General features: G+C 75.9%; 12 protein-coding genes. 1 reads left to right on the top strand and 11 read right to left on the bottom strand.

Annotation, left to right across the window (positions count from 1 at the left end; genetic code table 11):
• Positions 1 to 17: 17 nt before the first annotated feature.
• The 4 genes from ACGF1Z_RS10290 to ACGF1Z_RS10275 all read right to left on the bottom strand — a co-directional run bounded on the left by ACGF1Z_RS10290 (position 18) and on the right by ACGF1Z_RS10275 (position 7,710).
• On the bottom strand, positions 18 to 998 hold the full coding sequence (locus tag ACGF1Z_RS10290) for an ABC transporter ATP-binding protein (RefSeq protein ID WP_393001982.1): 981 nt from the start codon (positions 996 to 998) through the stop codon (positions 18 to 20).
• A complete protein-coding gene (locus ACGF1Z_RS10285; RefSeq protein WP_393001980.1) occupies positions 995 to 3,778 on the bottom strand; it encodes an FtsX-like permease family protein in 2,784 nt (927 codons plus the stop codon). The genes ACGF1Z_RS10290 and ACGF1Z_RS10285 overlap by 4 nt, the downstream gene beginning before the upstream one ends.
• A gap of 62 nt (positions 3,779 to 3,840) precedes the next feature.
• The gene (locus ACGF1Z_RS10280) at positions 3,841 to 7,143 is read right to left on the bottom strand and encodes an FtsX-like permease family protein (RefSeq protein ID WP_393001978.1); all 3,303 of its coding nucleotides are present in this window, start codon (positions 7,141 to 7,143) and stop codon (positions 3,841 to 3,843) included.
• A gap of 162 nt (positions 7,144 to 7,305) precedes the next feature.
• Positions 7,306 to 7,710, bottom strand: coding sequence for a globin (locus tag ACGF1Z_RS10275; protein ID WP_393001976.1), 405 nt, complete (start codon positions 7,708 to 7,710; stop codon positions 7,306 to 7,308).
• A gap of 186 nt (positions 7,711 to 7,896) precedes the next feature.
• Between ACGF1Z_RS10275 and ACGF1Z_RS10270 the strand changes: the two genes are divergently transcribed.
• Positions 7,897 to 8,862, top strand: a complete 966-nt coding sequence (locus tag ACGF1Z_RS10270) for a methyltransferase domain-containing protein (RefSeq protein WP_393001974.1) — start codon at positions 7,897 to 7,899, stop codon at positions 8,860 to 8,862.
• 43 nt (positions 8,863 to 8,905) lie between these two features.
• On the opposite strand, the gene ACGF1Z_RS10265 is transcribed toward ACGF1Z_RS10270, so the two are convergent.
• From ACGF1Z_RS10265 to ACGF1Z_RS10235, 7 genes are all read right to left on the bottom strand, one after another.
• Positions 8,906 to 10,216, bottom strand: a complete 1,311-nt coding sequence (locus ACGF1Z_RS10265; RefSeq protein ID WP_393001972.1) for an FHA domain-containing protein — start codon at positions 10,214 to 10,216, stop codon at positions 8,906 to 8,908.
• A 47-nt stretch (positions 10,217 to 10,263) separates the two neighbouring features.
• On the bottom strand, positions 10,264 to 11,598 hold the full coding sequence (locus ACGF1Z_RS10260; protein WP_393001970.1) for a VWA domain-containing protein: 1,335 nt from the start codon (positions 11,596 to 11,598) through the stop codon (positions 10,264 to 10,266).
• A 205-nt stretch (positions 11,599 to 11,803) separates the two neighbouring features.
• On the bottom strand, positions 11,804 to 13,369 hold the full coding sequence (locus ACGF1Z_RS10255) for a PP2C family serine/threonine-protein phosphatase (protein ID WP_393002463.1): 1,566 nt from the start codon (positions 13,367 to 13,369) through the stop codon (positions 11,804 to 11,806).
• A gap of 2 nt (positions 13,370 to 13,371) precedes the next feature.
• Positions 13,372 to 15,795: a tetratricopeptide repeat protein gene (locus tag ACGF1Z_RS10250; protein ID WP_393002461.1), complete on the bottom strand. Its 2,424-nt coding sequence runs from the start codon at positions 15,793 to 15,795 to the stop codon at positions 13,372 to 13,374.
• A gap of 59 nt (positions 15,796 to 15,854) precedes the next feature.
• Entirely contained in the window at positions 15,855 to 17,132 is a 1,278-nt protein-coding gene (locus ACGF1Z_RS10245; RefSeq protein WP_393001968.1) for a hypothetical protein, read from the bottom strand.
• Between the two features lie 16 nt (positions 17,133 to 17,148).
• Positions 17,149 to 18,312, bottom strand: coding sequence for a glutamate ABC transporter substrate-binding protein (locus ACGF1Z_RS10240; protein WP_393001966.1), 1,164 nt, complete (start codon positions 18,310 to 18,312; stop codon positions 17,149 to 17,151).
• Positions 18,313 to 18,323: 11 nt separating this feature from the next.
• Positions 18,324 to 19,784: a hypothetical protein gene (locus tag ACGF1Z_RS10235; protein ID WP_393001964.1), complete on the bottom strand. Its 1,461-nt coding sequence runs from the start codon at positions 19,782 to 19,784 to the stop codon at positions 18,324 to 18,326.
• Positions 19,785 to 19,849: the final 65 nt, after the last annotated feature.

Raw genomic sequence — 19,849 nt, 5'->3', positions numbered from 1 at the left:
GGGCGTCAGCCGTGACGTCAGTGCCCGCCGTCCGGCTCCGCGTCGTCCGGCCACACCCCGATGTGGTCCTGCTCCAGCTCCAGCGCCACCCGGTGCCGCATGCCCAGCGTCTCCGTGTACTCGGCGGGCAGCTGGAGCCGGCCCGCCCGGTCGAGCATCGCGTACTCCCGGGCCACCAGCGACTCCTGGCCCTCCGCGTCGATCTCGGTGCGGCGCAGTACCTCGGAGGAGGTGCGCCCGTCGCGGATCGCGACCGTACGGCGTACCTCCGAGGCCACGGCCTGGTCGTGGGTGACGATCACGATCGTCGTGCCCAGTTCCTCGTTGGCCCGGCGGAAGGCGGCGAAGACCTGCTCGCCGGTGGCGGAGTCCAGTTCGCCGGTGGGCTCGTCGGCGAGCAGCACCGACGGGTTGTTGGCGAGCGCGACGGCGATCGCCACCCGCTGCTGCTGGCCGCCGGAGAGCTGGTGAGGCCGCCGGTCGGCCATCTCGGCCATGCCGAGCATGGCCAGGAGTTCCTCCGCGCGCCGCGCCTTGTGCGGGGAGCGGCCCTTCAACTGCATGGGCAGGGCGACGTTCTGCGCGGCCGTCAGATAGGGCAGGAGATTGCGGGCGGTCTGCTGCCAGACGAAACCGACGACCTCGCGGCGATAGCGCAGCCGTGCCTTGCCGTCCATGGAGAGCAGGTCGCAGCCCGCGACCTTGGCGGCGCCGGCGGTCGGCACGTCGAGCCCGGCGAGGATGTTCATGAGCGTCGACTTACCCGACCCGGAGGCGCCGACCAGGGCCATCAGCTCGCCCTCCTTCACCAGGAGGTCGAGGCCCTGGAGGGCCTGCACCTCGATCCCGTCGGTCGTGAAGATCCGGACGAGCCGGTCGCAGGCGATCAGGGCGTCGTGCCCGTACGAGGGCCGGTCGCGCCGGGCCGTCGCCCGCCGCTCCAGCTCCTCCAGGGTCGTCGGGCCGGAGTTGCCCGGGCCCACCGAAGTCGTCGTCATCGTGCGTCTCCTGCCCTGAGTTCCTTGATCGAGCCCCTGCGGGATGCCCACCACGCCTGCGCCACGGCCGCCGCCCCCGCGAGCAGGACCACCCCGGCCGCCGGAAGCCCCAGCGACCAGCGGTCGGCCCGGAGCGCGGCCCCCAGCGCCACCGCCTCGTCCGGCGCGGCGCCCAGCGCGAGCCGCGCCAGGTCCACCCCGGGCGACAGGAGCAGGATCGTCGCCCAGCCCACCAGCGCGCCGCCGAGCGCCGCGAGCACCGCCTGCGGGAGTGCCTCCCACACGAGCAGCCGGCGTGCCTGCCCGCGGGTCAGGCCCATCGTGCGCAGCCGGGCGAGCAGCGTGGTGCGCTCGGGCGCGACCTGGAGCAGCGAGATCAGCACGGCGAGCACGGCGTAGCCGGCGCCCGCGGCGATGGCGGCGAGATAGAGCCGTTCGGCGCCGTCCTGCATCGGCGAGTCGACGAACCGGGCGCGCTTCTCGGCGATCAGCTCGACCTGGCCCTTCCTGTCCTGCGCGCGGACCGCGGCACGCAGCGCCCTGCCGTCGAGCGTCCCGTCACCCTTGCCGGTGACCAGCAGCGTGGTGGGCGCCCGGTTGGTGAGGTCGGCGCCGTTGACGAGGAGGAAGTCCTTGTCGGGCAAGGCGGGCGTGACGTCGCGGACGGCGACCACCTTCACGTGGAACCGGCCGGCGGCCGCCGTGATCTCGATGGGCCGGGTGCCGAGGCGCTCGGCGACGCGGGGCGAGGCGATCGCAGGGACGATCCGGGAGGTGTCGCCGACATGCGCGGGCCCTCCCGTGCCGGTGGACCTCAGCAGGCCGGCGGGGAACGGGCCGAAGCCGGTCCGTTCCGCGAGCCGGGCGTAGCTCGCGGGCTCGACGCCGATCAGCGGGGCGCCCATGCCGTTGTCGGTGACGCCCGTGTGCGAGGGCAGCTCCAGGCCGTACTCGATCTGCACGGGAGACACCTCCCGCACGCCCGGGAACCCGGCCACCGTGTCGGCGACGCCGGCGGGCAGCGGTGTCCATCCCACGTCGTCGGTCACCCGGGCGTCGGCGCCGGTCGCCAGGAAGGCGGCCCGGTCGCGCGCGTCGGCGACCCCGGCCAGCACCGAGCCGCCGAAGGCGGCCGTGGTCAGTGCGAGGAGCAGGGCGAGCAGGGGCAGTGCGCCGGCCGACGAGGAGCGTCCGGCGCGGGCGAGTGACAGGAAGCCGACCGCGCCCCGCAGCCGGCGTGCGGGCCGGGCCGCCCAGCGCAGCGGCAGCGGGTAGAGCCGTACGAGGACGAGAGCGGCGATCAGGCCGACGAGCACCGGCGCCGCGCTGACCAGGTGGTCGCCGGGGTCGCCGGTGCCGCGGCGGCGCAGTGCGACGACCGCGCCCACCGCGAGGACCAGGAAGGTGAGTTCGACGACCGTGCGGCGGCGGGAGGGCCGGGCCGAGACGAGGTCGTCGCGGCCGCCGTGCAGCTGTGGGCGGCGGTGCAGGAACACCGCGCGCAGCGGCAGCACGAGGGTGGCGAGCAGGGCGACGCCCACGGCCGCCGCACAGGCGGGGGCGAGGCGGGCGCCGGCGGAGTCGGTGACGGCGAGGGCGAGCAGCAGGCCGAGCGCGGCGGCGGGGACGGCGACGGCGGCGGTCTCGCCGAGCAGCCGCCCGCCGATGCCGGTCAGGGAGGCGCCGCGGGAGCGCAGGAGGGCGAGCTCGGCGTGCCGGCGGGCGGTGAACAGGCCTCCGGTCATGGCGAGCACGACGGCCGCGACCGCGCCGACGCCGAAGGCGGCGACGGCGACGACCGCGGCGATCGCGCCGCGCATGCCGAGGTGTTCGGTGACGACCTCGTCGAGCTGGGTGGCGACGTTGCCGTTGGTGCCGAGGACTCCGCGCAGCGCCACCAGGCCGGGCCCGCCGGACGCCGAGTCGAGGGCGGCGGTGAGCCGGTCGGTGTCCTGGGCGGTGAGGTGGCCGACGGTCGGCGCGTACCGCCAGTACTGTTCGGGCTCGCCGAGGGTGTCGACGAGTCCGGGCGCGCTCTCGGGGGCCACGATCAGGGTGGCGACCCAGTACCACTTGATGTCGACGGAGCCCCGGGCCGTGAACAGGGGGGTGTGCAGGAGCGGGTCGACCGCCCAGTATCCGCTGCCGCTGTCACGCGGCTCGACGATGCCGGTGATGGTGACGGGCTGGGGCTCGGCGTTGCTGCCCGGGAGGTGGACGACGGAACCGACCTTCAGACGGAGGGCCTTGGCGGTCTTCGCCGTGACGACCGCCTCCATGGCGCCGTCCTTGCCGGCCCGGGCGGCCCGGCCGGCCGTCAGGGTGGAGTGCGCGGCGAGGTCGGAGGGCGTGTCGAGGACGAACTCGGCCGGCTCGCCGTCGGGCGCCGGCAGCCACGGGTCGAGGCCGGGGGTCCGCTTCGTCGTGTGCACCCCGTAGACCGAGTTCGCCGGGTCGACCTGCAACGGGGCGGGCAGCAGCGGCGTCAGCCGGTCGCGGACGGCGCGCATCCTTCCCGGGGCGTACTGCCGCCCCTGCTGCTCGGGGGAGAGGTTGCTCTTCAGGGAGGAGGTCAGCGTCAGCGCGGTGCGGCGCGGCTCGGCCGAGTCGACGGCGTGCCACAGGCCCTCCGTCTCGTACGTGTCGACCGAGCGCGGGAGCGCGGCCGCGAGGAAGGCCGTGACCAGCACGAGCAGGCCGTAGGCGAGGGCCGTGCCGGGCGCGGTCCGCAGCCGGGTGCGGACCCAGGGGGCCACGGCGCGGGCGGGCTTGCGGGGCATGGCGTTCGCCTTTCCGCGGACGGGGCTGGACGGCTGCTGCGGTGCGCGGGCGGCCGGCGGCATCAGTTCTCCCCCTGGGTGCGCAGGGTGACGGCCGGGTCGGTGCGGCGCAGCGCGATGGCGCCGACGACGGCCAGGGGCAGTGCGGCCACCGCGACGAGCAGCAGGGCGACGTGCCCGACGGGGAGTTCGACGAGGACGGCCGGTACGGGCCGCTCCGCCTGCCCGGTGAGCACGATCAGCGGGACGACCGCCCGGGTGAGGACGGTGCCGAGCGCGACTCCGACGGCCAGGCCGATGCCGATGAGCAGGCCCTGCTCGGCGGCGACCAGCCGGGCCAGCTGTCGGCGCGGTGCGCCGAGCGCCCGTAGCACCCCGAACTCCCGCGACCTTTCGCGCAGGGAGCCGGCCGAGCCGACCGCGAAGCCGACCGCGGCGAGCGCCGCGGCGGCCGCCGCCACGGCCATGAGGGCGGAGTTGGGGCCCGCGCCGAGCGGGTCCCCGAGCAGTTCGGCGGCGGCCTCGTCGCGGACGAGGACCAGGGCGGGGTCGGCGTCGGGGCGGGCCCGCAGAGTCGCGGCGACCTCGGCCGCCCTGCCGGGCGCGGTGGTCAGCCACCACTCGGTGGGGGCCAGGGTGGCGGTGGGGGTGGTGGACAGGGCCCGGTTGGCCGTGGAGAGGTCGACGAGCACGGCGCCGCCGGTGTCCGGGGTGGCGGCGGGGGCGGTCGCGGAGACGGGGCGGGCGCCGGGCCCGGTGGTGGGCAGCTCGCGCACGACACCGGCGACCGTGACGTTCAGCGTGGAGCCGCTGAAGGTGATGTCGACCCGGTCGCCCTGCCGGGCCCTGGTGGCGGTGAGGAACGCGTCCGTGACGAGCGCCGGGACCGACTTCGGCGGCGCGGGCCGCGGCGCCGACAGCGTCAGGGTGTAGCCGTCGGTGCCCGGTCCGGCCTCGTCCGCGGCGACGAAGAAGCTGACGGCGAGCGGACCGGTGGCGGTGGGCGTGCCGCGCAGCGGGGCGCCGGTGATCTCGCCGTCGCTCTTCTCGGCCGTGTACGCGCCGGCCCAGGCGGGCAGGGCGGCGCGGGCGTCGAGCGGCCGCTCCGCACCGCGGGCCGGCACCGCGACGATCCGCTCGGCGGTGAGCAGGTGCTGTCCGGCCCGCTCGGCGTCGTTCTGCCCGCGGACTTCGAGGCCGGTCAGCCCCAAGCCGCCGGCGTCGCCGAGTTCGGGCAGGTGCACGGTGAGCGGGTGGAGGCGGCCGTCGGCCGGGAGGCTGCCGAGGAGCCGGCGGTACGGGACGCCGTAGGCGTCCTCCAGGACGGCGGTGACCCGGGCGGCGGGGGTGCCGGCCGGTGCGCTGTCGCGCAGCTGGACCCGCAGGGCGCGGGTGCCGGCGGGCAGGGCGATCCCGGGGCGCGGCCCCGCTTTCGGCAGGACGGCGCCGAGCCGTGCGGCGGGGGAGCCGTCGGCGAGGTCGGAGCGGAGGCGCAGGCCCTCGGCGGCGTGCCGGGTGTCGACGGCCAGGACGGTCGCGTTCTTTCCGTCGAGGTCGGTGGTGGCGCGGTGTACGGGCGCCGTCGCGCGGACCCCGGGCACGGCCGCGAGGCGTTCGGTCTGTGCCGCCTCGCCGGTGCCCGCGCCGAGCACCCGGACGGCGGTGCCGGTGCGGAAGTCGGCCTGGTCGCGCTGCGAGCGGTTCCAGGAGTCGCTCTGGCCGATCGCGAGCATGCCGAGGGCGACGGCGAGGACCAGCAGCAGGACGGGGCCCGCGCCGCGGAGCGGGCGGCGGCTGAACTGCCAGCCGGCGAGCGCCGCGGGGAGGCCCCGGCCGCCGGCCGCGCGCCGCTCGGCCAGCTTGGCGGCGGGCGGCAGCAGACGCAGGGTCAGGACGGTGCCGGCGAGCAGGGCGAGGGCGGGCGCGGCCACCAGGAGCGGGTCGATGCCGAGGTCACCGGCGCGGTCGCCGGCCAGCGCGCCGCCGCCTTCGCCGGTCTGCCGGTCGAGCTGCCAGTAGGCGACGCCGGCGATGAGCAGGAGTCCGATGTCGGCCCCGGCCCGTACGGGCGCGGGCAGTGCGGCGGCGCGGCCCCTGCGCAGCGGGACGGTGGTTCCGTCCCCGGCTGTGAGCGCGGGGGCGACGACCGCGGCGGCGCAGCACAGGGCGACCGCGGCGGCGACCAGCCACACCGGCGCCGGGGGAGTGGCGTCGAGCGAGCCGAGCGCGTCGAGCGCGGAACGGTCGGCGAAGAGCCGGGTCAGCGGGCCCGCGAGCAGCGGGGCGGCGACGGCGGCGGGCAGCGCGAGGAGCAGGGCCTCGATGGTGGCGAGCCCGGCGATGCGGCGGCGCGAGGCGCCGCGGGCACGCAGGAGTTCGGTCTCGCCGGAGCGTTCGGTGCTGAGCAGGCGGGCGACGAGCAGCAGGGCGTAGGCGGCGAGCAGGACGAGCTGCACGGCCACGATGGACAGGGTGGAGCGGGAGACGAGCAGGGCCCGGCCGGTCTGCTCCAGCACGGTCGGCAGCGAGGTGGTGGCGGTGACGGTGGTGCCGAACCGGGCGGTGTCCGTGACGAGCGCCTTCGGGCCCTGGGTGGCGGCGGCACGCAGGGCGTCCATCCGGTCCGTGGTGACGCGGGTGTAGTCGGCGCCGGCCAGCCAGGCGGTCTCGCCGGTGGTGACCCGGCCGCCGGTGAGGACGCCGGGGTCGGCGAGCAGCGGGCCGTACGTGGTGAAGACGACGGTCTTCACGCCGCGGCCGCCGGCCTTGTCGAGCTGCCAGTAGAGGTCGGAGGTGTCGGTGGGCCGGTAGAGACCGGTGATCCTCGTCCTGAGGTGCTTGCCGCCGAGCCGGTCGGTGAGGTCGAGGACGGTGCCGGGGGTCACCTTGAGCCGCTTCGCGGCCTCTTCGGGCAGGGCGGTCTCGATGGTGTCGCGCGGCCCGGCGGCCTTCGGCCAGGAGCCGCTGACCAGGGTGAGCCGCGAGCGGTCGAGCGCGGCGAAGTGGGTGAGGTCGGGGTCGCCGGCCCGGGCGGCGGGCGGCTGGAGGGCGCGGGGCAGCGCGTAGGGCCCGGAGCTCTCCAGCCTGTGCAGGCGGATGGGCAGTCCGTCGAAGGTGGCGGCGGCGCCCTCGCGGACGGCGGCGTCGGCGCTCGCCCGCTTGTCGGGCGGGATCTGTCCGGTCACGACGAGGGCGGCGGCGGGCGCCGACCGGCCGCGCAGGGTGCTCTGCAGGGCGGCGTCGCCGATGGAGCCGGAGAAGGCGGCGAGCGTGGCGAGGACGGAGGTCGTCAGGAGGACGGCGAGCAGGGCGGCCGTGAGGAGCAGGCGATGTGCCCTGACCCGGAGCAGTACGAAGCCCGTCACCCGTTTTCCCCCTGAAAACACCGTGATCGCTCACTGTCGAACGTTCAACGGATGCTTTCAGAGGGCATCGGTTCTGGAAACCGCTTTCACGGGCACCTTGACGTGATCGTGACCGTTATCCGGGGCCCTGTCACCGGAATGTGTTCGTCCGGGAGCGGGCGGTCAGTCCGCGGTGTTGATCATCGATGCGGCGGCGTAGGTCAGGTAGTCCCACAGCTGCCGCTCCAGCTCCGGCGCGAGCCCCAGCTCGTCCACCGCGTCCCGCATGTGCCGCAGCCAGGCGTCGTGCGCCGCCCGGTCCACCGTGAACGGGGCGTGCCGCATCCGCAGCCGGGGGTGGCCGCGGTGGTCGCTGTAGGTGCGAGGGCCGCCCCAGTACTGCATGAGGAAGAGCACGAGGCGCTCCTCGGCCGGGCCCAGGTCCTCCTCCGGGTACATCGGCCGCAGCAGCGGGTCCTGCGCGACTCCCGCGTAGAAGCGGCGGACCAGGCGCCGGAAGGTCTCCTCGCCACCCACCTGCTCGTAGAAGGTCTGCTCCTGAAGCGTGCCGCGCGAAATCTCGTTCACCGTTCCATCGTCTCAGATGCCCCGGCGGAGGACCGGAGGTCTAGGTCCTGTCGTCGAACTCCCGCCGCTGCCCGGAGGGCGGCCCCGCGGCACCCCTGGCCGGAAGACACCGCGCGGAGCGCCCCGGCCACCGCCGCCCCACGGCAGCGGTGGCCGGATGGGGGCCGGGCGCAGCACCCTGGATCCATGCGCGACATGTTCGCCGAGGAGGGCGCCCGGGCCCGGCGGGCGCTGGTGCGCGAGATCGAGGAGTACGGCGCCCTGCGCGACCCCGCCTGGCGTGCCGCCTTCGCCGAGGTCCCGCGGCACCTCTTCGTGCCCTACTACTACGTCCCCGGAGCCGGCGGCTACGAACGCCTCTGGTCCGGGGACCCCGACCCCGGGCGCCGCACCCGCTGGCTGCGCGGCGCCTACCGGGACGGCGCCCTGGCCACCCGGGTCAGGGACGGCGAGCTGGTGTCCTCCGCCAGCCAGCCCTCGCTCATGGCCCGCATGCTGGAGGCCCTCGACCCCCGTGCGGGGCATGACGTCCTGGAGATCGGCGCGGGCACCGGCTACCACGCGGCCCTGCTGTGCCACCGGCTCGGCGACGCGCACGTCACCACCCTCGACCTCGACGAGGAGATCACCGAGGCCGCCCGCGCCCATCTCGCCGCCGCCGGGTACCGGCCCGCCGTGCTCACCGGCGACGGCGCCCGCGGCTGCCCCGAGCGCGCCCCCTACGACCGGATCGTCGCGACCTGCGCGGTGCCCTCGATCCCGTACGCCTGGCTCGACCAGTGCCGGCCGGACGCCCGGATCCTCGCCCCGCTCTCCACCGGACTGATCCTGCTCGCCGTCCGCGGCCCGGGCCACGCCGAGGGACGCTTCCTCGCCACCTCCGCGTACTTCGTCGCCCTTCGCGGCGGCAGCGCGCGCATGCCGCGGACCTGGACGGCCGGGGTGCCGCGGCGGGTGTACGAGGACGACCGCTTCTCGTTCCTGGCCGGGCTGGCCGGCGAGGCCCTGGACACGCGCGAAGCGCTCTCGCTCTGGCAGCGCGAACGGCGGCCGGAGCGGGAGCGCTTCGGGGTGACGGTGAGCGGCGGCCGGCAGTGGGCCTGGCTGGACGACCCCGAGGGGCCGTACGCCTGGCCGCTGCCGGACCCGTAGGCCCGCCCGCCGGATCGTGCGGACGGGCCGTGACCCGGGGCTGTCAGCCCCGGCGGACGGTGATCGTCGTCCAGGCGCCCACGTGCACCCGGTCGCCGTCCTGGAGCTGCACCGGGACATAGGGCTGGATCGGGTCGGCGGAGCCGTTGATCGTGGTGCCGTTGGTGGAGTTCTGGTCCACCACCGCCCACGAGCCGTCCGGCTGCTGCACGAGCACCGCGTGCTGGTGCGAGACGCCGGGGTCCTCCGGCGGCACCGACAGGTCGATGTCGGGCGACTCGCCGGTGGAGTGCCGGCGCCGGCCGATGCTGATCTGGTTGCCCTGGAGCGGGATGTGCTGCTCGGGCGAGTACGCGGGCAGATTGAGCCCGGAGGCCTCGGGGCCGCTGCGCTGCATCATCGCCATGAAGTACTCGCGGTCCGGGCCGACCAGCGCGGTCCAGCCGCGCTGCGGCTGCGGGGGCTGCGGGGCCTGCGGCTGCTGGAACTGCGGCGGGGGGCCCTGCGGGGCGTGGCTCTGCGGGGCGTGACCCTGCGGACCCGGCCCCTGCGGTCCGGGGTGCCCGCCGGGGCCGTGCTGCGGCGGGGCCTGCGGACCCGGACCCTGCGGACCCGGACCGGCCTGGCCCGGGAACGGGCCGCCCTGCCCGGGCGGCGGCGGTGCCGCGGGGTGCGGGGCGGGGGCGTGCGGGGCCGAGGGGGGCGGCAGCATCCAGTCGTCGTCGGCGCGCGGCTGCGGCGGCGCGGGCGGCGGCGGAGCCTGCGGGAACGCCTGCGGAGCCTGGGACTGCGGAGCCTGGGCATGGGGGGCCTGCGGCGGCGCCTGGTGGTGCGTCGGTTCGGCGCCCAGCGGCTCGGCCGGCCGGTTCACCTGCGAGGGCCGCGAACCCTGGTACTCGTACGGGTCCGGGTGCTGCGGCTGCTGCGGCGGCGACTGGAAGCCGGGCGGCAGGTTGAGCCCCGGCGGCGGGCCCTGCGGAGCGGCCGGCGGCGGGCCGGGCTGCGGGTGCTGAGGGGCGATCGGGGTGTACGAGGTGGCCGTGTTCGTGAGGAAGTTCCAGCGGCACTCCTCGCAGAACGGCGCCATGTGCTCACGCGGGGTGCGGCACTGCGGGCACAGCTCGGCCTGGGCGGTCGCGTTCGGGTCGTAGCCCCCGGGGGCGGACGGCGGCGGCACGGGGGCGCCGGGACCACCGGGCCCGGCCGGGCCGGGGTAGCCGTACGCGGGCGGCGGCGGCGGGGGAGGCGGCGGTACGGCACCCGCCGGCGCACCCGCCCCGGCCGCCATGCGGTGGCCGCAGACCTCGCACCAGTCGTCGGAGACCGACTGGTGTCCGTTCGGGCAGGTCGGCATGTCGGTGCTTCCCCCCTCTCCTCGTCCGTCACGGACCTGGGTGTCCGTTACTTCTTGACGCGTACGGTCTTGGTGGAACGGGTCTCGAGAGTCATCTCGTCCGCTTCCGCGACCTTCGCCTTCAACCGCACAGTACCCGTCGCGGCGTCGACCACGTCCACCACCTTCGAAAGGAGTTTCGCGGTATCGGCGTTGCCGGAGACCGCCGCCAGTTGCACCGCGCGCCCCAGCTTGGCGGTCGCTCCGTCGTTATCACCCGATTTGCGGGCATCGAGGCCCTCCTGGATGACGTCGGCGAGCTCGGCCTGGCCCGTGTAGTGGGCGACCTGCGGATTGATGGACGTGGACATCACCATGTCGTCCGTCCACACCGCCCGTACCAGTCCTTGGGACAGCGTCGTCGGCGTGCCGCCGGCGGGGTCCGGCACGATCAGCGAGACCCGGGCCGCGAGCATCTCCTGTCCGATCGCCGCCTCCGGCACCCGGACCGACAGGTGGTAGTCGCGGGACTCGTCGCCCCAGGAGCCCGTCGGGTAGTCCCCGGCGCGTGGGCCCGCCTCGGTCCGCCGCCCGGTCAGGTCCTCGACGCTCGGGGCCACCTGCTTGAGGAAGCCGATCTCCACGCCGACCGGGGTCCACAGGCGCAGCGAGACGTCCGCGACCTCCTTGCCCATGGCGTGTTCCATCATCGTCGTGAAGTCGGCGGCGAGACCGGCCGGGTCGGCGACGATGTCGGCCGTGCCGAGGAGCGCCCGGGCGATGCCCCGGACCTCCTCCACCTCCCAGTCGGTGCCCACCCCGCGGGCGTCGCAGGTGAACCGGCCGGCGCAGGCGTCCAGGGCGGCCTGCAGCTCCTCCGGCTTCTCGTGCTCGTTGCGGCCGTCGGTCAGCAGGATGCCGTGCCGGATCGCCGCGTCGGTGGAGGACAGCAGCCGGTCGGCGAGCCGCAGCCAGGTGCCGATGGCGGTGCCGCCGCCCGCGCTGAGGGAGCGCAGGGCGTCCTTGGCCTCGGCACGGGTACGCCCGCCGGCGACGGCGAGCCGCCCGTCGCCCGGGTAGACCTCCTTCGCCACGTGCGTGCCGGCGACGACGGCGAAGGAGGTGCCGTCGCGCAGGGTGTCGATCGCGGCGGCGGTCGCCTCGCGGGCGCCGCGCATCTTGGTCGGCGGGTAGTCCATCGAGCCGGAGCAGTCGAGCATCAGGACGACCGCGGCGGAGCCGCCGGCGGCCGGCAGCGGGGTGGCGCGGGCGCCGCCGGTCCCGCCTCCGGTGGAGGTGACGGTCACGATCGCGTTGACGTCGCGACCGCCCTCCGGCAGGTACTCGTTCTGGTACACGTCCACCGAGAACTGCGGCCCGGTCGGCTTGGAGAAGTTGGCCATGGTGATTCGGCTCCTCGGCTCACGAGGGAAAGGGAAGATCGGGTCTCGGGGGGGGCTCGGGGGGTCTGGGGCCCGGTCCCGGCGGCCCGGGGCTCAGGGGATCGGGATCCCGGGGGCTCAAGGGCCCGGGATCCCGGGGGCCCAGAGGCCTTGGGGGCGCGGGGCCCTGGATCCCGGGGCCCCGGGCGGGGCGGGCGGGCGCGGGCTAGGCGGATCCTGCCCCGGGGGACGGGAGGGCGAACGGCAGCAGCGCGACCGTGATGTTGTCGTGCCCGCCGCCGTCCAGGGCGTGGCCCACCAGCACCTGCGCGGCGTGCAGCGGACGCTCGCCCGCGTCCGGCGGCAGGACCCGGGCCATGTCCGCGGCGCCCTCCGCGTAGTTCCACAGACCGTCGGTGCAGACCACGACCACCCCCGGCCGGTCCGGTTTGAACGCGGCGGTGTGCGGCTCCAGTTCGTACGAGTCGGCACCGAGCCAGCCGGTGATCGCGTGCGCCCGCTCGTCCGCGTACGCCTGTGCCTCGTTCATCAGGCCCGCCGCGACCATCTGCGCGGCCCACGAGTCGTCCTCGGTGAGCCGGGCCGGCGGCGCACTGCGGTCGTCCGGCACCCAGTAGGCCCGGCTGTCGCCGACCCAGCCGACGATCAGCAGCCCGCCGGCGACGATCGAGCCGACGATGGTGCAGGCCGGGGCGTTCTGGTGCTCCCGGTCCGCCGAGCTCGGCTCCGCCAGGGCGTCGACCGCCTCGGCGGCGGCCACGATGGCCTCGTGCATGCCCTGCTGCGGGTGCGTGCCGCGCGGCAGCGCCGCGACGAGCACGTCGCGGGCCGCGGCCGCCGCGGCGCTGGACGCCTCGTCGGGGCGGGTCGCCGAGGAGACGCCGTCGCAGACGACGGCGAGCGCGGCGGGGGACCCGTCCGGCAGGACGGCCTGCGCGACGGCGAAGGAGTCCTCGTTGCGGTGGTGCCGCAGACCCCGGTCGCTGACCGCGGCGACCGCGGGCAGTTCCTGCTCCATGTGGTCCCGCTCGCGCGGCTGCGCGTGACCGCAGTGCTCGCAGTACCCGTCCCCGTCCACCCGCCCGGCCCGGCAGGCCACGCAGACCTTCCCCCCGTCGCCCGCGGCCCCGGTCCCGGCCGCCGGCTCGGTCGCGGTCGGGGGTGCGGTCCCGGCCGGGGCTGCGGGCCCGGTCGGGGGTGCCGGCTCGGCCGGGGGTGCCGGCTCGGCCTGCAGGGCGGCGCGCGGGTCGGGTGCGGCGAGCGTGAAGTCGTCGTCGGTGGAGGCGGATCCGCTACCCGGTCCCACCCCGGCTCCGGCTCCGGCCCCTGCACCGGATCCGCTCGGTGCGGGTGCGGGTGCGGGTGCGGGTGCCGGCGCCTGGGGCGGTGCCGCAGGTGCCTCGGCTGCTCCGGGCGTGGTCGGGGCGGCGGGCGCGGCCGGGCCGGCCGGGCCGGCCGGGCCGCCCGGTGCCGGTGCCGGGGGGACCTCGTCCGTGCGGACCGGGATCGTCGGGAGGTCGCGGCCGCCCGAGTCGGTGCCCGGCAGGTCGCCCGGATGCTGGGTCGCCGTGGTGAGCGACTGGGGGTCGCGGGGCGGCGGCTCCGGCCAGTCCACGGGCAGGGCGATCGGGACCGTCGGCCGGTCCGGCTGGGGGCTCACGGCCGACAGGTCGTAGCCGCACGCCCCGCAGAAGCGGTCGCCGGACTCGAGCGGCTCCGAGCAGCCGGGGCAGGTCCCCAAGGGATGCGGGGGCTTGGGCTTCAGGGACATACTCACACCCACGTCCTGGGGCGGAAGCGGTTGGCCCGCTCCACCAGTTCGATCCTCTCATCGCCCTGCTGGGCGAGCCGGGCGAGCACCCGGTACGAGCGTTCGAGGCCGAAGCGCAGTCCGCGCTCGTCCAGTTCGCTGCCGAGCAGCACGGTGCCGGCCGGGCCCGCGCCGGGGCTGCCGGACAGCACCCAGTCGAGGGCCGTGCCGAGCACTTCGGTCGCCAGCCGCTCGCGGCGCACCGCGTCCAGGCCGAAGCCCTGCAGCGCCGAGACCTGCGCCGCGGCGGCGGTCAGATCGGCGCCCAGCGGCTCGTTCGTCGGCCGGCGGCGCAGCCGGGCCCGAACGGCGGCGACCCGGGCGGCCGTGTAGTGGATCGACGACTCCGGCACGGACTCCAGGGTGCGCACCGCGCCCGCCCGGTCACCGGCCGCGAGCTGGACCCGGGCCAGCCCGAAGGCGGCGCTCACGTAGCTGGGGTCGGTCGCCCACACCAGGCGGTAGTACTCCGCCGCGTTGTCCAGCTGGCCGAGCACCTCGGCACAGACGCCGAGCGCCAGCTTGGGCGCGGGCTCGCCGGGAAAGGCGTCGTAGATCGCGTCGAAGGAGAGCGCGGCGTTCTCCCGGTCGTCGCCGGCCAGCGAGGTCACGCCCCGGTACCAGACCACCCGCCAGTCGTCGCCGTGGCCCTGCTCCAGGGCGGCGAGCGCCTGCCCGGCTGCCGCGAGGTCGCCCATCTCCAGGCGCGCCCGCAGCTCGCGGAGCCGCAGTTCGAGCGAGGGGACCGGTGCCGCGTGCAGGGCGGTGAGCAGTTCGCCGGGGGCGGCGGCGAGCAGACCGGCGAGGAAACCGGCGTTGGGGTCGCCCGGGTCGACCCGGGGCACCGGCAGGGCCAGCGCGGTCGCCGCCACGTCGAGCGGGCGCAGGAAGCTGCCGCCGCGCCCGACGACGGCGGTCGGCAGGGTCTTCCGGCGGCCGCGCCGGGTTTCGCGCGCGCCGAGGACCGACACGTCCTCGGTGAGCTCGGCGAACAGCTCGGTGTCGGTCACCCGTGTCTCCGCGCCGAACAGGGTCGACAGGGCAGGCCTCGGCCGGCCCGACTGCAGGGCGACGACCTCGCGCAGTACGCCCGTCAGCTGTTCGGCCATCTCCTGGGCGGAGCCGAAGCGACGGGCCGGGTCGGGGTCCGTGGCCCGCACCAGGAAGCGGTAGAACGACTCGTAGGTCCGCAGGACGTCGATGCCGTCCGGCTCGGGCAGCGAGTCCACGAAGACGTTCGTGTAGCCGTGGAAGTCGAAGGTGAGGACGGCCAGCGTGCGCGCCACCGTGTAGAGGTCGCTGGCCACGGACGGGCCGACCTCGGCGACCTCGGGGGCCTGGTAGCCGACCGTGCCGTAGATCGCCGACTCCTCGTCGTCCATCCGCCGGACCGCGCCCATGTCGATGAGCTTCAGCTGGTCCTCGGTCTGGATCGCGTTGTCGACCTTGAAGTCGCAGTACAGCAGGTTGCGGCTGTGCAGATGCCCGAGCGCCTCCAGGGCCTCGATGCCGTACGCGCAGGCCTGCTCGACGGGCAGCGGGTCGCGCCGCCCGTCCGGGGTGCGCCGGTCGTTGGCGATCTCCTTGAGGGACTTGCCGCCCACGTATTCCATGACGATGTAGCCGTCCATGGAGCCGGTGCGCTGGTCCAGGTGCTCGACGAAGTTGTAGATGCGGACGATGTTGGAGTGCTCGATCTCCGCGAGGAAGCGGCGCTCGGAGATCGCCGCGGCCATGGCGTCCTGGTCTCCGGTGTCGAGCAGGCCCTTGAGGACGACCCAGCGGTCCGAGACCGCCTTGTCGACGGCCAGGTAGACCCAGCCGAGGCCGCCGTGGGCGAGGCAGCCCGCCACCTCGTACTGCCCGTGCACCACGTCACCGGCGCGCAGCTTCGGCACGAAGGAGTACGGGTGGCCGCACTTGGTGCAGAAGCCCTCGGTGCGGCCCGGCCGCTCGCCGCGCGAACGGCCCACCGGGGCACCGCAGTCGGAACGCGAGCAGAATCGCTTCCTCTCCGGTACCTCCGGGTTCTCCATCACCGCCGCGCGCGGGTCGGGGCGCGGCACCTCCGGCACCGTCACCAGCCCCGCGCCCAGCCGGCCCCGCCCCGACTGGCCGCCCGTCGAACCCGAGCTGCGCACCGACACCGAACGGGCGGTGCTCCGCCCCGACAGCGAGCGCGAGAGCCGCCCGGACACCGAACGCCGGGAGGCCGAGGACCGCGACGAGCGGGTCGAGCGCGCCGAACCGCGCGACGAGGCCGCCGAGCCCGAACGGGCCGAATCGGGGCCCGCCGTCAGCCCGGTCGGCGTCGACCGCAGCATGCCCCCGGGCGCGACGACCGGGGCGAGGCCGCAGGTGTCGCAGTACAGCTCGCCGCCCCCCATGTCCTCGTACGAGCCCTCGCAGGCCGGTCGCTGACAGCTGCTCACTCCGGTCTCCCCGCTCACCACTGGTTCCCCCCGCCGTCCCTCGGCCCCGACAGCACCTCGGCCGCCGCGTGCTGGTAGCGCAGCACCGCCTGCTCGGCGGCCCGCAGGTCACAGGGGGCGCTCCACAGCATCCGGCGGGCGGTGTCGTACCGCTCGATCAGCAGCGGATCCTCCGCCGCGCCGAGCCGGGCCACCTTGGCCTTGTACGCGTCGAGCCTGCCGCGCAGCTCGGCGCGGACCGCCAGCGGCGCGGTCACCGCCGTCAGCGACTCGCGGGCCCGCAGCAGTTCGTCCTCCGCCTCCCGCTCCAGGGAGTCCAGGAGCGGCGAGAGGCGGTGCCACCGGGCGTGCCTGCGGTGCTCGGCGGCCATGGCGAGCCGCTCCTGGAGCGCCGTCGGCGGTCCGCTGACGGCGGGCACCTCCGAGGCGGCGATCTTCGCGAGCACCTCGCCGCGGGCCGCCCTGGCCTCCGCGAGCGTACGGTCCGCCCGGGACAGCACGTCCCGCAGCCGCAGCAGCCGGTCCTCCGAGTCCTGCCGGACCTGGAGCACCGCCTCGATCTCCCGCCGGATGTCCTCCAGGGCGCGGGCCGCCGTGTCGTACCGCCCGGTGTCGGGGCGGCCGCCGCCGGGCGCCGAACTGCCCGGCGCGGGCACCCAGAAGGCCAGCGGGTCGGACACGACCTGCGCACGCAGCGCCGACAGCTCCGCCGTGATCTCCGCCAGTTCGTCGCCGGCCGGGTGCTCGCCCGGCCGCACGCCGACCGAGTGCGCCAGGGACCGGGTGCGGCCGAGCTCGGCGGCCAGCAGGTCTATCCGGGCGGGCAGCGCCGACCAGACGGCGTCGGCCGTCACCACCACGTCGAGGGAGGACGCGTACAGCTCGTTCATCCGCCGGACGAGTCCGTCCAGGGTGAAACGCTCGGACAGCCCCTCCTGCTCCCGGGCCGCGCCCGCGACGTGCACGCTCTCCCCGCGCAGCCGGTCGGTGAGCTCGGTCAGCTCCTCCCGCCCGGGCCAGCGGCGCCGGGACCGCAGCTCACGGGCGTCGTGCAGGGCGGCCGTGTAGGCGTCGAAGCAGGCCCACAGCAGGGTGATCGTCCGCTCGGTGGTCTGCCAGCGGTCCCGGGTCGTGCCGGTCAGCTCGGCGCCCTCGAGCAGCCTGCGGCCGGCGTGGTCCTGGAGCGCGAGCAGCGAGTCCTCGACCGCCTTGTGCTCCGCGCCGAGGCGCGCCAGCGCACGGTCCACCTCGTCCCGGTCCATCACCGGCCCGGGGGGTCCCGCGACGCCCATCGATCACCTCTCGCTTCTACTTGTACTTGGGTGCGGGCGGCCCGGATATGCCGGGCAGGTCCGCCTTCAGCCACTTCGCGTACGCAGCCTGCCAGGGGCCCTGCCGGTACTGCACGAGCACCTGGTTGACCCGACGGACCAGGTCGTCGTTGCCCAGCTTGGCGGCCACCCCGTAGTACTCGGTGGTGAAGGGCCTTCCCTTCAGCTCGACCGCCGGGTCCTGGGCCGCCTGGCCGGCGGCCAGCGCGTTGTCCGTGAGCACCGCGTCGACCTCGCCCATCTGGAGGCGGGCCAGGCAGTCCAGCTGGTTCGGCACGGTCAGCAGGTCGGGGTCGTCCTTGGTGCCGTCGCCCACGTCCTTGTAGACCGCGCCGAACGACTTCTCCTCCAGGGCCTCGTGGGCCGTGGATCCCTCGGCGGTGCAGATCCGCTTGCCGCTCAGGGAGTTGTCGTATCCGGTGATGGGGGAGGACTTGGGGGCGAGGATCTGCTGGCCGGCCTGGAAGTAGGCGGTGGAGAAGGCGACCTGCTGGATCCGCTTGCAGTTGATGGTCATCGTGCGCACCACGAGGTCGACCTTGTCGCTCTCCAGGGCGGCGATGCGCTGGTTGGTCGGGATGGTGCGGAAGATGATCGCGTTCTCGTCGCCGAGTATCCCCTTGGCGATGGCCTTGGCCAGGTCGATGTCGAAGCCCTGCAGTTCGCCGGGGGTCTCCCGGGCCGAGCCGTCGGCGAGCCGGGTGACCGTGGGCGGCGTCCTGAAGCCCCACTTGTAGCTGGACTGGTCGACGCCCACGACGAGCTTGCCGCGCTCCTTGATCCGGGCGACCGCGGGGCCGTCGGCGGCCGAGGGGGTGAGCGAGGCCTCGGGGTCGCGGCAGGTCTCCGCCTGCTCCGCGCTGACCTGGATCCCGCGGCCCACGCCCGGCCCCGGGCCGGCCGGGCCGGCCGGCGCGTCGGCACCGGCCCGCGGCAGCGCGAACAGGGCCAGCGAGGCGGTCAGTCCGCAGGCCACGGCCATGGCCCCGACCCCGCCCCAGCCCCGCAGCCGCGCGAGGCCGCGGGGGGCCGGCCGGGACGCGTACCCGGAGCGGCCGGGCAGGGCGCCCCGCCGGCCCGTGTGTCCGGCGCCGTCCGGTACCGCGCCCGTTCCGCTCGTCTGCTCGACGCCGTCCGGCATCCCGCCCCCTCTCACCGGTACTCCGACAGTCTGCGGTTGACGCCCGCCACGGCGCACACCGCGGCGAGCACGCCGAGCGCGGCCGCGCCGAACGGCAGGCCCGTCAGCGCGTCCCGGCCGCCCTCGGCGGCGCGGGTGAACTCGTCCTGCTCGTGCGCGAGAGCGCGGCCGAGGGCCGCGTCGACCTGGTCGAAGGACTGGCCGGTCGAGTCCGTGGTGCCGATGATGCGGTTCATCGCGCCGGTGAAGTCGCCGGCGTCGTCGAGGACCCGGGCCTGCTCGTGGCGCTTGCGCCACTCGCCGGTGCGGGCGGCGGCCTCGGTGAGCGGGCCGCTCCCGGCCTCGTCGTCGGCGAGCCGCCGCGCCGCGTCCAGCGCGGAGCCCAGCGCGGCGACGCTGCTCGTGTAGTCGGCCTCGTACTTGTCGCGCTTGCCGTCCTCGGTGAGCACCGCGCCGCGCGCGACCACGGCCAGGTTCTCGTTGGCCCGGGCCTTCAGGGAGTTGATCCGGGCCTCGTTGAGCACCTGGAGGGACTCCTGGCCGTGCGCCCGGGCGTCGTCGAGACCGGCCCGGGCCAGGGCGTGCCCGGCGAGCAGCCACAGCGCGACGGCCACGCAGGCGGCGCTCGCGGCGAGCAGGCCGCGGTTGAACACCCGGTTGGTCATCGCGTAGTTGCGGCGCTGGGCCCAGGCCAGGAAGGCCAGGGCGAGCGCCCCGAGGGACAGCGACAGGAACGGCCAGGCACGGGCTTCGTCGTCGTCCCGCCCGAGCCGCCCGGTCTCCAGCGCGTAGAGGCGCTCGGCGGCGGGCAGCAGCTCGCGGCTCATCGTCTGGTTCGCGTACCGCAGATAGGCGCCGCCGAGCGGCAGGCCCTGCCGGTTGGCGGCGCGGGCGCGCTCGACCAGGCCCGTGTAGCGCGGCAGGTGTTCGTTGAGCGTGGCGATCTCGCGGGCCGCGTCGCCGTCGGCGTCCGTGCTGGCGGCGGCCCTGACGAGCAGCCGGGAGGCGGTCGTGACGTCGTCCGTGTACCGCTCGCGGATCTGGGCGGACTCCTGCGGGCCGGCCAGGAATCCGCTGGCCGCGGTGGCGTCCGCGTCCGCGAGCGAGCGGTAGATGTCGGCGGCGTCGGCGCTCAGCGGCTGGCTGCGGCCCACCACGTCGTCCGCGTACGAGGCGCGGTCGGCCACCTCGAAGGACGTCACCGCCCCGAAGGCGAGGACCAGGAGGGCCAGGAGGGCGCCGAGGATGCGCAGCCGGCCCGGCTCGGTCGTGGCGGCCCGGCGCAGGATCTCGCGTCCCTGCGCCCAGGCACCGGGCGCGGCGGGCGGCGGCACGGCTCCGGCGCCGGCTCCGGACGGCAGGGGCCGGCCCGGCGGTCCCGGCTGTGCGGGCACACCGGGGCCCGGCCGCGCGGCCGCGGCGGTGGCGCCGGGCGCCGCCGGGGCGGCGGCCGCGTTCGGCGGGTATGTCACGTGACCTCCCCCTCGGTCTGAGACGTCGACCCGTCCTGCCGGTGGAGCGGTGGACGACTACCCGG

Origin of the sequence: Streptomyces sp. NPDC048018 (genome assembly GCF_043202995.1) — a bacterium.
Taxonomy (GTDB): Bacteria; Actinomycetota; Actinomycetes; order Streptomycetales; family Streptomycetaceae; genus Streptomyces.
The sequence above is the reverse complement of the archived record's forward strand: the minus strand, read 5'-3'. Positions and strand labels throughout refer to the sequence as shown.

Bases quoted from the DNA above. Each gene is read 5' to 3' on its own strand.
- ACGF1Z_RS10290 (WP_393001982.1), bottom strand. From the start codon at position 998: ATGACGACGACTTCGGTGGGCCCGGGCAACTCCGGCCCGACGACCCTG.
- ACGF1Z_RS10285 (WP_393001980.1), bottom strand. From the start codon at position 3,778: ATGCCCCGCAAGCCCGCCCGCGCCGTGGCCCCCTGGGTCCGCACCCGG.
- ACGF1Z_RS10270 (WP_393001974.1), top strand. From the start codon at position 7,897: ATGCGCGACATGTTCGCCGAGGAGGGCGCCCGGGCCCGGCGGGCGCTG.
- ACGF1Z_RS10265 (WP_393001972.1), bottom strand. From the start codon at position 10,216: ATGCCGACCTGCCCGAACGGACACCAGTCGGTCTCCGACGACTGGTGC.
- ACGF1Z_RS10260 (WP_393001970.1), bottom strand. From the start codon at position 11,598: ATGGCCAACTTCTCCAAGCCGACCGGGCCGCAGTTCTCGGTGGACGTG.
- ACGF1Z_RS10255 (WP_393002463.1), bottom strand. From the start codon at position 13,369: ATGTCCCTGAAGCCCAAGCCCCCGCATCCCTTGGGGACCTGCCCCGGC.
- ACGF1Z_RS10250 (WP_393002461.1), bottom strand. From the start codon at position 15,795: ATGGGGGGCGGCGAGCTGTACTGCGACACCTGCGGCCTCGCCCCGGTC.
- ACGF1Z_RS10245 (WP_393001968.1), bottom strand. From the start codon at position 17,132: ATGGGCGTCGCGGGACCCCCCGGGCCGGTGATGGACCGGGACGAGGTG.
- ACGF1Z_RS10240 (WP_393001966.1), bottom strand. From the start codon at position 18,312: ATGCCGGACGGCGTCGAGCAGACGAGCGGAACGGGCGCGGTACCGGAC.